A 13771-nucleotide genomic window follows, 5' to 3' on the forward strand; every position below is an offset into this window, starting at 1 on the left:
TCAGTTATCAGTTATCAGTTATCAGTACAACTAATAACCAAATTAACAACTATGACCACTACTACCTTAATTGCTAATACTGCTATCAATAATCGCTCCCGCGATGTTCAAACCGCCGAAATTGCCGATCAAACTTGGGTTTTTCGCTCGCGTACTTGGGACAGATTAAAATTTGAAATAGAATATGCTCGTCAACGGGGAACCACCGCTAATTCCTATCTTATCCGGGGCGATAAAACCGCCTTAATCGATCCTCCCGGAGAATCCTTCACCGAAATTTATTTAGAAGAAATTCGTCAATATGTCCCCTTACATCGTCTTGATTATCTAATTCTCAGTCACGTTAATCCTAACCGTATCGTCACTTTAAAGGCATTATTAGCCGAAACCCATCAAATCACAATCCTCTGTTCTAAAGCTGCCGTCAATACCCTGAAAAATGCCCTACCTGATGCCCAAATTTTGGGCATACGAACCGATGAAATCCTTGATTTGGGGCAAGGTCATCAACTCAGTTTTACTAATGTCCCTACCCCCCGCTGGCCTGATGGAATATGCACTTTTGACCAAAAAACCCAAATTTTATACAGCGATAAATTCTTTAGTGTGCATCTGTGCAGTGACGATATTTGGGATAAAAATTGGAAAGAATTAGACGCAGATCGTCGTTATTATTTTGATTGTCTTCATGCCGTGCAATCTAAAACAGTAGAAACAGCCCTCGACAAAATTAAAGAATTTCCCGCCCAATATTATGCACCTGCCCACGGTCCGATAATTCGTTATAGTCTTAGTCGTCTTGCCCACGATTATCGCTATTGGTGTCAAGAACAAAAAACTCGACCCCTACAAGTGGCTTTATTATATGCTTCTGCCTACGGAAATACTGCCACCCTGGCCCGCTCGATCGAACGAGGATTATTAGAAAATGATCTGGCCGTAGAATCAATAAATTGTGAGTTTGCCACTCCTGCCGAAATTAGTCAAGCGATCGAAAATTGTGACGGATTTATTATCGGTTCTCCCACCTTAGCCGGTCACGCTCCTACCCAGATTCAAACCGCTTTAGGAATCGTTCTTTCCACGGCAGCAAAAACTAAATTAGCCGGGGTTTTTGGTTCCTACGGTTGGAGTGGAGAAGCGGTAGATTTAATTGAAACTAAACTCAAAGATGCCAATTATCGCCTCGGTTTTGAATCCTTGCGCGTGCGTTTTAACCCCACAGAAAGCAGTTTACAAGCAGGTTATTCAGCCGGAGAAACTTTTGCCCAGACCTTGAAAAAAACCAAAAAATTGCGGGTTCCCCAACAGGGAATGACCGAAACACAAATCGATCGCACTGCCCAGGCTGTTGGTCGGATCGTTGGTTCCCTTTCTGTTCTCACCACTCGTCAGGGCGAGGATCATGCTGGTTTCTTGACCTCTTGGGTATCCCAAGCCAGTTTTAACCCCCCGGGACTAATTATCGCCGTTGCTGACGAACAAGCCGCCGATCGCCTAATTAACTCGGGAACCGTCTTCACCTTGAATATTCTCAAGGAAGGGCGCAATTTACGCCGCCATTTTTCCAATTGCATCAAATCCGGCAGCGATGTCTTTACGGAATTAGAAACCCAAGTCGGGGAAAATGGCTGTCTGATTTTAAGCGAAAGTCTCGCCTATCTGGAGTGTACGGTGAAAGAGCGACAACTCTGCGGCGATCGCTGGTTAGTCTATGCCACCGTCGAGCGGGGTCAAGTTTTGGATAGTAACGGTGTCACCGCCATCGGTCATCGTAAATCCGGTAGTCAGTACTAAAACTGGACTAGCGGGGCAAAGTTCCTGACTTTCCCCGTGTAATCAGCCTAGATTTCTGGGAAACATAGGTTATGTTAATATCCAAGGTTGTCCGACCGGGCCATTTTGTCTTTAGTTTCCCCATGAAAAAATTGCCGCTAGTCCTATCGGTGGGGAGTGTCGCTTTATTGTTGGTGGGATGTCCAGCTTCTGACCAAGCTAATCAATCCCCACCACCCAGCCAAGAAACCCCCACCCCCTCTCCTAGTCCCCCGGCTGCCCAACCACCCGCCTTTAGCGGTGCTGTGCAACCGGCTACCGAACCAGCCACCCCAAAAGTACCCGGATTGATTCCCGCCACCGATCCCGACCAAAAACGGGCAGAAATTAATCGCGGTCGCAGGGATCCCTTTGCCCCCCTTCCCCTACAACCAAATATTACAATCACAGTGGCGGAAGAACCCCCGGGTGGGACTCCGGGGGCTACCACAGCCGGACCAGCAGCAATGGGCAATCCTCCCACCCCCGGACGACCGATAGTGAAAACGCCGCCACCACCACCGCAACCGACGGAAGCGGAAGAAGTGCAAGTATCGGGCATTCTCCGGTTGCCTACCACTCCTATGGCGATCGTGAAAGCCCCCGGAGAAGCCACGGAACGTCGAGTTATCCCCGGTTCTACCCTCTCTAATGGTTTAATTTTAGTTAAAGCGATCAACACCGATCCCGATAACCCCTATATTGTTCTACAACAAAGCGGTCGAACTATTACCCGTCGCCTAGGGGATGGTGTCCCCGAACCCGCCGCCGCACCGCAAGCCTCGATCAGCTATAATGTTTCCGAATCAGGAGAATAAAACCCGTGCGATCGATTGCTATTCAACAAAAACAAACCATTATTTATCCCCAAATGCCCTTGGCTATCTATCGAGAATTAGCCAGCCATTTACAACAGGTTCAGGGGGTCGAAACCCATCTCACTCCCCAGCAGTTCCAACAATTTGATTATCACCAAAGTCAGATCGGTAGTCTAGAAATTAACTATACCGAGACTTTTCAGGAAAGCGATCGCGCTCTGGTGACAGCAATTCTCGGTTATTATGCCCAACGTCACGGCTCCTATCAGCTTTCCTAAGCTTTCTCTCCTCACCTTTTCTGCTGATTACCGACTTTCTTCTTAAAAACTAAAGGTATTTTATAGGATTTATCTTAATGCTGGGGATGATGCCAGATATCGTCATACTTCATCTAAACTTAAGTAGGGTTTGCGGCAAAAAGTACGGGCGAAGCATTCGGATAGAAAATCTACGGTTTCACCGATAGGTTATTGCCCGAATGCTTCGCCCCTACAGGACGTAGGGTTCATTCATGAATCAACCCTACCTTTTATAAAAATTAAAATCTTTCTGATTTTAAGCCACCGACGACCAGAGGTAGTCACTGATAACTGCTCACTGATAACTGATAACTGATAACTGAAATGACCCTACCCAATTCCCTAGAAGAAACGATCCTGCAAGCGAAAGCCGCCACCCAACTGGCTCTAGAATCGGGAGCTAGACGCATACAAGTGGAATTAGTTATCCCAGAAATTGCTCTACAAGCGCAAGCTTTAGCCCTTGATTTTACCTCTATTTTTGACAGTTATGGTTCTGGTTTAAGGGTAATTTTTCCCGATACTGGAGCCGCCATGTTAGCTCGAAGGGATTGGGGAGAAACAGTTTTTCAACTGGGAGATTTAGGTAGTCGTTTTATTCCCGTCGAAAACAAAATTAAGCCCGAAGATGAAGTTTTTTTAGTTGTTTGTCCCTCCTCGGTGGAGATTAATTCCGTAGAAAAACTCTGTTACCTTGCCGAAGATCGCCCCGTAGTTCTTCTAATTCCTCAATTGGAAGATGTATCGGTAGTGGGTATCGGTTACGCAGCCCGACAATTGCGAGAAAGATTTTTAAGTATCCTAGAAAGTTGTTATTATTTTCGTCCCTTGGAATCAGCGATCGTGTATCGTTCCTATCCTTCCTTGTGGCAAGTTTGGCTCGAAAAAGAAGACGGTTACGAGTTAATTTCTGAACAATCCACTAAACCCATGGGCGAAGCTTTAGAAAATCTGATTCTGAAAGCTTCTAGTAATACTCCTAATGATAGTTCTAATCCTGCTAATAAAGCCAAAAAGTCCGGTTTATTTGCCACTATGGGACGCTTCTTAAAAGCATTGCAACAGTGACATACTCCCCCCGTCAAGCTAGGCTGTGACTGGGGATTCTTTCCCCATTGCTGTTAGAAATTCCTTGCTTCGACGGATTGACCTCGATTGCAACTTTTATCCTTCTATTTTAACCGATCATTTGGCAATGCTATAATAAAATTAATCGGTAGTTTCCCTAGAGGTAAACTTTTATGATTGTCAATAAGCGAGAACTCAAACAAGCCTTAAATCGGGTGTACTTAAAAATCAAGCCTGATACTGAAACAATTCAGGTTTTTCAAGCTAATTTAACGCGCTTGTTGGAGCAATGTGACAGCAAAAAGTCGGAAGAGTTTAATAAAAATTTGCTGATAGATTTTTTAAAAAATACCTATTATACTGATCGCTATTTTATCAATACAAAAGAGCGCATTGATCTGGTGATTCATAATAACCAGGATGTTAAAAGTCCAGTGGGGATCATTTTTGAGACTAAGAAACCTACTCGGACAATAAATGCAGAAATGCCAAGACTGGATAATCTCAATACTAAGGCTTTTCAGCAGTTAGTTTTATATTTTCTCCGCGAAAGGGTGACGGATAAAAATCTTGAGATTAAACACTTGATCGTGACAAATATTTATGAGTGGTTTATTTTCGATGCGAAGATTTTTGAGGAGTTGTTTTTTGCTAATAAGGCTCTAGTTAACCAGTTTTGCGATTTTGAAGCAGGGAGACTGAGTAGTACAAAAACGGATTTTTTCTATCAACAAATTGCCGAACCAGCAATCACTAAAGTTATTGAGCAAATTAAATTTACTCATTTTGATCTGCGAGATCTGGAAAATTTAGATTTGCTTGATATTTACAAGATTCTTTCGCCAGAACATTTACTTAAGTTACCTTTTGTTAATGACAGTAATACTTTAAATAAGCCTTTTTATAATGAGCTTTTGTATATTATCGGTTTGACGGAAATTAAGGAAAAAGGGAAGAAGTTAATCGGACAAATGAAAGAAGGCGATCGCTGTGATGGTTCCCTAATTGAAAATGCGATTAGTCGGTTGGATAGTTTAGATAAAATTGCACAATTAAAAAATCCAGAAGAGTTTGGAACTACGGATGAGGATCGGCTTTATAATGTGGCGTTGCGGTTATCAATTAATTGGATTAATCGGGTTTTATTTCTCAAACTATTGGAAGCGCAGTTAATTAAATATCATCAAGGCGATCGAGATTTTGCTTTTCTCAATTTGGCGAAAGTTCCCAGTTATGATGATCTCGATAGTTTGTTTTTTGATGTGTTAGCCAGGGAGACAAATAAGCGCGAGGCTAAGGTTAAAACGACTTTTGCTCATGTACCTTATTTAAATAGTTCGCTATTTGAGCCAACGGAGACGGAACAGCAAACGATTTTTATTGGCAATTTGCGGGAGCGAACTTTACCCATTTTTACAGCGACGGTGCTAAAAGATAATCAGGGTAATAAGCGAGTAGGTGAGTTAAATGCGTTGGCTTATTTGTTTGAGTTTTTGGATGCTTATAAATTTGATCGAGATGAGTTAGAAAATCCTCAAGAAGATAGCGAAAAGTTAATTAATGCTTCGGTGCTGGGGTTAATTTTTGAAAAGATTAATGGTTATAAGGACGGTTCTTTTTATACACCGAGTTTTATTACCATGTATATGTGTCGGGAAACGATACGAAGAGCGATCGTGCAGAAGTTTAATGAAGTAAAAGGCTGGAATTGTCAAACTTTAGATGATTTGTATGAACGAATTGAGGATAAAAGAGAGGCGAATACTATTATTAATAGCCTGAAGATTTGCGATCCGGCGGTGGGTTCGGGACATTTTTTAGTTTCAGCTTTGAATGAGATAATCGCGATTAAGAGTGAGTTACGGGTTTTATTAGATAGTTCGGGTAAGTCGCTAAAAGATTATCGGGTAGAGGTGCGAAACGATAAGTTATTGGTTTATGATGATGAGGGGAATTTATTTGCTTATCATCCGAATAATAAAGAAAAGCAACGGGTACAGCAAGCCTTATTTCATGAGAAACAGACGATTATCGAGGGGTGTTTATTTGGGGTGGATATTAATCCTAATTCCGTGACGATTTGTCGCTTGCGGTTATGGATTGAGCTTTTAAAAAATGCTTATTATCGAGAGGATGGCAATTTAGAAACTTTGCCAAATATTGATATTAATATCAAGTGTGGTAATTCTTTGATTAGTCGCTTTGCTTTGGATGTGGATGTTAAACAGGTTTTACAGAAGCAGAAGTTTAGTATTGAGGAATATCGCAATGCGGTACAGACTTATCGCAATGCGGAAAATAAGGAACAAAAGCGGGAGATGGAAACGCTGATTGCTAAGATTAAGGCTGGGTTTAGTGCTAATTTATTAATTAGTGATCCTAAGAAGGTGAAGTTACGTCAATTACAAGGGGAACTTTATAATCTGGAAAATCAGGGTTTATTGTTTGAGGAGACTAAGACGGAGCAAAAAGCGCGGGAGAAAAAAGTAACTAAGTTAAATAATGAGATTGATAAGCTAACTGCTGAAATTGCAGATATTGAAAGCGGTAAGCTGTATAATAATGCTTTAGAATGGCGGTTTGAGTTTCCCGAAGTTTTGAATGATGACGGGGATTTTGTTGGGTTTGATGTTGTAATTGGGAATCCTCCTTATGTTTATAGAAATGCTGACATTGAGAATGTTAAGGAATATTTTAACAGTAATTTTTATAATACATCAGGTAATTATGAATTGTATAAGTTCTTCATTGAGCAATCACTTAAAATCACTAAACAGAATGGCTTTAATTCTTTAATTACTAACTCATCTTTCCTTCTTCAAACATCATTCGACAAAACAAGAAAGTTTCTTTTAGAAAATTCCACACTTAAAAATATTGTTCCGCTTGGTGGTTCAGTGTTTGAAGAAGCTACAGTAGACTCTGCGATATATATTCTTCAGAAGTTAAAATACAATGGTGAAAAAACAAGCGTAATTAATCCGCAAAAACCAATTGATGTGGCTACAACTCCAGCATATACTCTGAAACAGGATAGATTTTTGTCAAATGAGTTTTTAGTATTTGACTATTTACTAAATGACGAAGAATATAATATTGTAAATAAACTACTCTCAAATTTTCCAAAAATTGAAACGGGTTATGACTTTGGGGTCGGTATAAATACAGGTTATATAAAAGACGAGTTAACATCAGAAACAAAACTTGATAAAAGATACCATCCAATGGTTCCAGGAACGGGAGTATCAAAATATGGTAATATCAAGACAGAAGGCTACATAATGTATGACAAAGAGTTTGTAAAAAGCAAAGGCAAGTTGGGTAGAACTTTGCCAGATGAAAAGTTTTTTACAGAACCAAAAATATTAATTGTGCGGACAAGAAATATTTCTCTAAAGGAAAGAATAATTGCTTCGATTGATTATAACAAAAAATATAACCTCAATAGAATTTCAAACATAATTTTAAAAGGCAATAATTCACTTGAAGGTCTTTTGGGTATATTAAATTCTAAGCTTTTTAATTGGCTTTATTCAAAGAGATATTTCGATTATGAAATAAAACCAATCTATTTACGAAACTCGCCCCTTTGTGACACCAACAACAAAGAACTTAACCGACTTGTCAAAGAGATTATTTCAATAAGAAATGCAGACGAAAAAGCTGATATTTCCAAAATCACAGATGCCATAGACAAATTAGTTTACAAACTCTATCAACTCACCTATAATGAAGTAAAAATCATTGATCCAGAATTTGCCCTAACAGAACAAGAATATCTGGACTTACCCTAATTTATTCCCTTACACCCCCGATGTCCTGTAGGGCTAATTCATGAATTAGCCCTACAATGGTTGTTGTCAAATTGAAAGATGCTGGGAATCAGCTTTGCCTTTTGCCTTGTGCCTTTTGCCTCGTCTCAACAAGCAATTTCAATGCTTGACAGCTTAATTTCTGGCCAACTAGCTACCACCGAGGCCAATTTATCCAAATCCCGACGATCTTCGATAAAGGGAAAAACACCTAAAACCGGACAATTAGTCAAGGATTGAATTAAATCGATCGGTGTTAACTGCTCTATCTCCGTCTCCGTGCGCGGTTCGAGACAATTAAGGATAATTCCGCCCAAATTGACCTTTTTCTGCTCTGCCAGGGCAATATTAGCCACCGTTTGGGAAATCGCCCCCAATTTCACCGGCACCACCAAAAGCGTTTTTAACCGCCATTGAGCCGCTAAATCCGCCAAAGTTAGCTCGTAAGTGACAGGACAACCTAAACCCCCCAAACCCTCAATTAAAACCAAATCTTGGCTTTTTTGTAGGTTCAGCAGAGCTTGCCACACCGTCCCCAAAGGAATATTTCGACCTTCCAAATCAGCAGCCACAGGAGGCGCTAAGGGTGCTTGATATTGCAGCGGTGTGATCATTTCTAATTGACCCTGAAATAAGCCCTCATACCATTCTCGATCGCCTTGACCCGTTTGCATTAATTTCATCAGACCCAAGGCCTTGGATGGATAGTATTTTTGCCAATAAGCCACTAAAGCAGTGGTGACAACGGTTTTACCCGCATCGGTATCCGTAGCCGCAATCAAAAGACTATTCATAAAACTCCCAGGCTCAGTCAAGATCAGGTGAAATCACCAGCATTTATTATCTTATCCCCCATCACCCCACTTCCCCATCACCCCACACCCGTTCGGACTTCGGCGTGAGACTTCGGCGTGAGACTTCGGCGTGAGACTTCGGCGTGAGCTCAGTCGAACGCTCAGTCGAACGCTCAGTCGAACGCTCGGTCGAACGCTCGGTCGAACGCTCGGTCGAACGCTCGGTCGAACGCTGAGCTCACGGCCGAAGCCTGTCTCCTGTCTCGACTAGGAAATCAATTTTGCACGACTACTTAATATTTATAACTTACAATTCAGAATATAGCTCGATAGGAGGAACAATCCAATGCTATCAGAAAATGAAAAAAGAATTAAAGAGTTATGTCAAGAGTTAGGGCAATGTCTTTATAAACAATCCCAAGTTGAGGAATTTAATAACTTGGCAGAGATAGAGGAGACTGTTAGAGATTTAATGATTGAGTATGTCAACCCAGAAATCGGTATTTTTTTGTCAAAACAAGCACTGGAGAAACCGTCGGTCGGATGAGAAAAGTGAAAAGCATTTTGGGGGAATTAGCAATTACAGAAAAACAAGCAAAAAAATTAGATATAAAGTCTCGGACTCAGATGAGTCCAATGTTAGAGAAGAACTGTTTGCTATTAAGTGGCGATGAATCCTACGAGAAATCGGCGCAGAAAATCAAATCATTGACAGGGATTGCTGTTTCTCACAGTACCCAACAACGCCTCGTACATCGCTATGCTTTTGAAGAATTACCGTCTAACCCAGAAGTAGAAGTGGAAGAAATGAGCCTAGATGGCGGTAAGGTACGACTAAGAACTGCCAAGGGAAAAGCCTTAATTTGGCGTGATTATAAAGCAGTGAGTTTTCATCAACTGGGGGTAGCGGCTTTTTTTCAAGATAACTCAGCTTTATTAGATTTGGTTAATTCTCAAGTTTTGGCTAAACCTTTAATTTGTTTAGGAGATGGACATGATGGTATCTGGAATTTATTTGGTCAGATAGGAGAGAAACAGGAAAGAATTGAAATTTTGTACTGGTATCATTTAATCGAAAACCTCTATAAAGTTGGCGGGTCATTCCAGGGAATTGAGGAGGTAAAATGTTTTCTCTGGAAGGGGGACGTGGACGCGGCTATCTCTTGTGCGCGAAGGATGCTCAGAGCCTCAAGTTGAGAATTTTATTATTTATTTGAACAAGCATAAACATCGAATTGTCAATTATGGTTATTTTCAAGAAGAGTGGATTTCCATTGGTTCTGGCTCCGGGTCATCTCAGGTGAAACAAATTGGGTTTCGTGTTAAAATTGCTGGCGCAAGTTGGAATTCTGGCAATGTACCGCAAGTCCTTCGTCATCGCTGTGCCTATCTGAATGGTTCTCTTTTTTAACTTTTTTATTGACCTCACCTTTGCATTAAGCATTTATGCAAAGGTGAGATGCTCCCCTATTAAACAATTGGGTGACATCTTCATAAAGATTTCCTTGATTAGCTTTCAATGCTAATACATAATCAGCGCCTTGCTCAATAATTGTAGAGGCAATTTCAGTTTGACATCCCATGGCATCAATACTTACTAAACAACCTCGAATTTCTCAAATCTTCAATAATTCAGGAATAGCAGTAATCTCATTGGATTTTTCAGCGACTTTTCGTTGACCAAGTACCAAATGATTAGTGGCTGACCAGACACTTACCATAGGAATTAAACTGCGGTTATTTCCTCGTTCTTTTGCCCCTCGTAAGGTTTTCCCGTCCACATTTAAGAGTTCTCCATTGGTCACCTGATGAACCGCTTGCATCCAACTAATAAAGCATGACTGGAGTTCTTCTGATTTTAAACGGGCAAATAATCGGATCAATGTATCATGAGAGGGAATCCCATTAGGCAGAGCTAGAAAAGTTTTTAGCCATTCATATTTGATTATACCATAGGCAGCAACTGCTTCCCAGTTGTTCGCCCCACAAATGGTTGCACAGATATTAATCGCAATAATATCTATCACAAATGCTCAATGTTGTGTAACGCTCTAGGGTCTTTTAGAGTGCCAAAGTGTTTTTCAATCAGGGCTGTTGGTGATGAACATTTGTCCGTTAACATTGTTTTGTGCGAACCTGTAAACAGATAGTTAATATTCTGTATACTAACTTGAAAAATTTAATATTTATCTCCTAATTGCTATTCCATGAGGATATATTGTAGATTTATTGCGTATCTTCAAGAATTGTGTGCGATTGCCCGGGCTACCTAACGAGCATATATAAACAAGCATATATAATAATGAAGAGAATAAAATGCTTGACGAAACTCATTAGATCGGAGAAAGGAGGTCAGTCACGGATCTGGTACAGTTTATGGTAGTTATCATCGTGGTTGGGGTTCTATTGTGGCTCGTGAACAACTACATTCCGATGGACAGCAAGATCAAGCAAATCCTGAACATTGTGGTTGTCATCGCCCTCGTTTTGTGGATTCTTAAGGTGTTCGGATTGCTGAGTTTTCTCAAGGGAATTCGTATCGGTAGGTGAGTGATGTTCTAGACGGAAGGAAAGGTTGAATTATTATGGATCTGATGTCCATCACACTGGTGGTGCGCTGGCTAATAGGCTGGGGATTGATGTGGCGGTTGCCGCGACTTCCAGACCTTTCAGTCGTCGGTTCGCCTAAAGTCTCGGTCTTGATTCCGGCGAGGAATGAAGAGAGTACCCTCCCTAATTTGCTAACAGCCTTAAAGCAGCAAACATTCAAGCCCTACGAAATCATTGTCATCGATGACCAGTCCGCCGATGCTACCCCACAGATCGCCGAACAGGCCGGGGTGAAAGTAGTGCAGACTAGCCCTTTGCCCACAGGTTGGACAGGGAAAAACTGGGCACTCAAAACCGGATATGCAGCCTCATCTGGCGATATTCTCGTCTTTCTCGATGCCGACACTGAGCCAGGGGAGGAGCTGCTCCGCAGGCTGGTGGCAACTGTTCAACACTTAGGTGGTCTGGTCTCAGTTCAGCCCTATCACCGCACTGAACGCCCCTACGAACTGTTAGCGGTTCTGTTCAATCTCGTCGGCTTGATGGCCGTCAAACTGGGAGCAAGAGGTGGTGTGGCTTTTGGACCGGCTATGGCTACCAGCAAGGATGACTATGAGCGGGTCGGCGGCCACGACGCTGTGGCAGGATATGTTGTAGAAGACTGGTTCATGGCTCATATTTATGAGAGTGCGGGACTGCCAGTGAGTGCATACATTGGTCATGGCCAACTGGACTATCGGATGTACCCCGGCGGGCTGCGGGACCTGGTTGTTGGTTTCGACAAAAACTTTGCAACGGCAGCAGGGGAAGTCTCTTGGCTGCGGATGCTGGCCGTTGTGTTCTGGCTTTCAGGGTTGTTCTGGGCGGCTTGGTGTCTGCCCGCATCCCTATTCGGCTGGCCGATTGTCGGGAATTCATCCTTACTATATAACGTACTGCTTTATCTTGCCTTCGCCATACAGTTAGCCATAATTGTATGGCCAGTGGGTTCATTCGGAGCAATCGTCTTTTTCTTCCCCATTCCGGTTGCCTTCTTCATTGCAGTGTTCCTGCTGGCAATTCTGAATCTCGAACGTGGTCAAATCGAATGGAAAGGACGAAGGATAAGTACCCGATGGCAAGGTGAATGAATGAGATTATCTATACTACAGTTACCGGATGGGGTAATCGTCGGGCTGTGTGTGGTCGGTTGGACAGCCTGGTCACTTTTGATCGGTTTTGTCGGTCATCGACTTCCCCTGAAATTCCTAGAAACGGACACCTGCCTGACCCGGCCACGAATCTGGGGGGAAGATAGACAATGGTACAATCGGGTACTGCGGATCAAGCGATGGAAGGATCGGTTGCCAGAAGCAGGGGATTTCTTCCCAGGAGGTTTTCGCAAAACATCCGTTGGCGGTGGGGACTGTGCCGTAATGTCCCGTTTTTTGGCTGAAACCCGTCGCGCGGAATACGTTCACATCGCCATCTGGCTGTTTTGGTTAGTGACGATGCTCTGGACTCCTGGCTGGGGTGTGCTGGTAAACCTCGCCGTGGGAACAGCCTTCAACCTGCCTTGTTTGTGGGTGCAGCGTTACAATCGGCTTCGGCTCCAGCATCTGCTCGTATTGAAAGGACAGGGAAAAACGATATGCTAAAGTATGAGCTTGGCTGTGAATTAACCTACAGCATTGAGCAAGCAAGCACTCTGATTTTTAATATTGCTATTGTCAGCAACAACCATCAGATTATTGTTCAGGAAGACCTTCATTCTAACTCTCAACGGTCGATTGAGGAATACATCACTTCTGTCAGTGGAAATCGATACTTTCGACTCAATGCCCCTCCTGGCAATTTGCAAATTTCCTATCGAGCAACCGTTGGCTTATCTCCTTATTATTCAGACCCCAGTACGATTTTTGAAGTAAAGCCAGCCGATTTACCCCTCGATATCTTGTACTATCTTTATCCGAGTCGTTACTGTCAGTCAGATCGATTATTGCGCTTTGTCGCGGCTGAATTTGGCCATTTAGTCCCTGGTTATTCTAGGGTGACAGCTATCTGTAACTGGATTTATGACAATGTTTTGTATCTCTCTGGTAGCAGTGATTCTTTAACTTCTGCTTGCGATACAGCGATAGAACGGGTAGGCGTTTGTCGTGATTTTGCCCATTTAGGCATTGCTTTTTGTCGGGCCTTGAATATTCCAGCACGCTTTGTTTCCGGCTACGCCTATGGTTTAAATCCCCCCGATTTTCATGCCTGGTTTGAGGCTTATCTAGGGGATCGCTGGTATCTTTTCGATCCTACCCGCCTTGTGCCTCAGAGCGGGCTAATTCGCGTTGGCACAGGACGAGATGCAGCCGATGTTTCTTTTGCCACTATTTTTGGTCCCGTACAAATGAATCAGATGAGTCTTTTTATGGACTACTTACCCGATGCCAAGCCGATTTCCGAGAATATTTTGATACCGACAACAGAGGCGATCGCCATCTCTTGAGCGTACCCCAGTCAGGTATTCTATTATCGAAAATTTGGGTTGAAAACCCCGTCCTTTGAGGACGGCTTTAAGCTACAATGGAAAAAGCGATAACCAAGCTAAAAACTGAACCCTGACCACAGATAGTAGGGGGTTT

General features: G+C 42.5%; 10 protein-coding genes and 2 pseudogenes. 10 read left to right on the plus strand and 2 right to left on the minus strand.

Features of this window, described 5'->3' with window-relative positions:
* The first annotated feature begins 51 nt into the window (after positions 1-51).
* From ACOCD9_RS16985 to ACOCD9_RS17005, 5 genes are all read left to right on the plus strand, one after another.
* Entirely contained in the window at positions 52-1797 is a 1746-nt protein-coding gene (locus ACOCD9_RS16985; RefSeq protein ID WP_419548025.1) for a diflavin flavoprotein, read from the plus strand.
* A 122-nt stretch (positions 1798-1919) separates the two neighbouring features.
* Positions 1920-2633, plus strand: a complete 714-nt coding sequence (locus ACOCD9_RS16990) for a hypothetical protein (RefSeq protein WP_287701295.1) — start codon at positions 1920-1922, stop codon at positions 2631-2633.
* 5 nt (positions 2634-2638) lie between these two features.
* A complete protein-coding gene (locus tag ACOCD9_RS16995) occupies positions 2639-2911 on the plus strand; it encodes a hypothetical protein (RefSeq protein ID WP_194014630.1) in 273 nt (90 codons plus the stop codon).
* A 345-nt stretch (positions 2912-3256) separates the two neighbouring features.
* Entirely contained in the window at positions 3257-4000 is a 744-nt protein-coding gene (locus ACOCD9_RS17000; protein WP_419548026.1) for a DUF1995 family protein, read from the plus strand.
* Positions 4001-4173: 173 nt separating this feature from the next.
* Positions 4174-7794, plus strand: a complete 3621-nt coding sequence (locus tag ACOCD9_RS17005) for a DUF7149 domain-containing protein (protein ID WP_419548027.1) — start codon at positions 4174-4176, stop codon at positions 7792-7794.
* A gap of 125 nt (positions 7795-7919) precedes the next feature.
* Here ACOCD9_RS17005 and bioD read toward each other — a convergent pair whose 3' ends face one another.
* On the minus strand, positions 7920-8606 hold the full coding sequence (gene bioD, locus ACOCD9_RS17010; protein WP_287701290.1) for a dethiobiotin synthase: 687 nt from the start codon (positions 8604-8606) through the stop codon (positions 7920-7922).
* 346 nt (positions 8607-8952) lie between these two features.
* Between bioD and ACOCD9_RS17015 the strand changes: the two are divergent.
* A pseudogene (locus ACOCD9_RS17015) lies at positions 8953-10017 on the plus strand (ISKra4 family transposase).
* A gap of 37 nt (positions 10018-10054) precedes the next feature.
* On the opposite strand, the pseudogene ACOCD9_RS17020 reads toward ACOCD9_RS17015, so the two are convergent.
* Positions 10055-10728: pseudogene (locus tag ACOCD9_RS17020) on the minus strand (ISAs1 family transposase); the annotation flags it as partial.
* A gap of 254 nt (positions 10729-10982) precedes the next feature.
* Between ACOCD9_RS17020 and ACOCD9_RS17025 the strand changes: the two are divergent.
* Genes ACOCD9_RS17025 through ACOCD9_RS17040 form a run of 4 tightly spaced genes read left to right on the plus strand, consistent with a single transcriptional unit; the run spans position 10983 to position 13635 of the window.
* A complete protein-coding gene (locus tag ACOCD9_RS17025; protein ID WP_304598356.1) occupies positions 10983-11156 on the plus strand; it encodes a Thivi_2564 family membrane protein in 174 nt (57 codons plus the stop codon).
* Between the two features lie 35 nt (positions 11157-11191).
* Positions 11192-12286 carry a glycosyltransferase gene (locus ACOCD9_RS17030; RefSeq protein ID WP_008206545.1) on the plus strand — a complete coding sequence of 365 codons (1095 nt, stop codon included), beginning with the start codon at positions 11192-11194 and terminating at the stop codon, positions 12284-12286.
* A complete protein-coding gene (locus ACOCD9_RS17035; protein WP_002752255.1) occupies positions 12287-12793 on the plus strand; it encodes a hypothetical protein in 507 nt (168 codons plus the stop codon).
* Entirely contained in the window at positions 12787-13635 is an 849-nt protein-coding gene (locus tag ACOCD9_RS17040) for a transglutaminase-like domain-containing protein (RefSeq protein WP_419548028.1), read from the plus strand. The genes ACOCD9_RS17035 and ACOCD9_RS17040 overlap by 7 nt, the downstream gene beginning before the upstream one ends.
* Positions 13636-13771 lie beyond the last annotated feature (136 nt).

The sequence above is a fragment of the Microcystis sp. genome, assembly GCF_048564745.1.
GTDB classification, from domain to species: domain Bacteria; phylum Cyanobacteriota; class Cyanobacteriia; order Cyanobacteriales; family Microcystaceae; genus Microcystis; species Microcystis ichthyoblabe_A.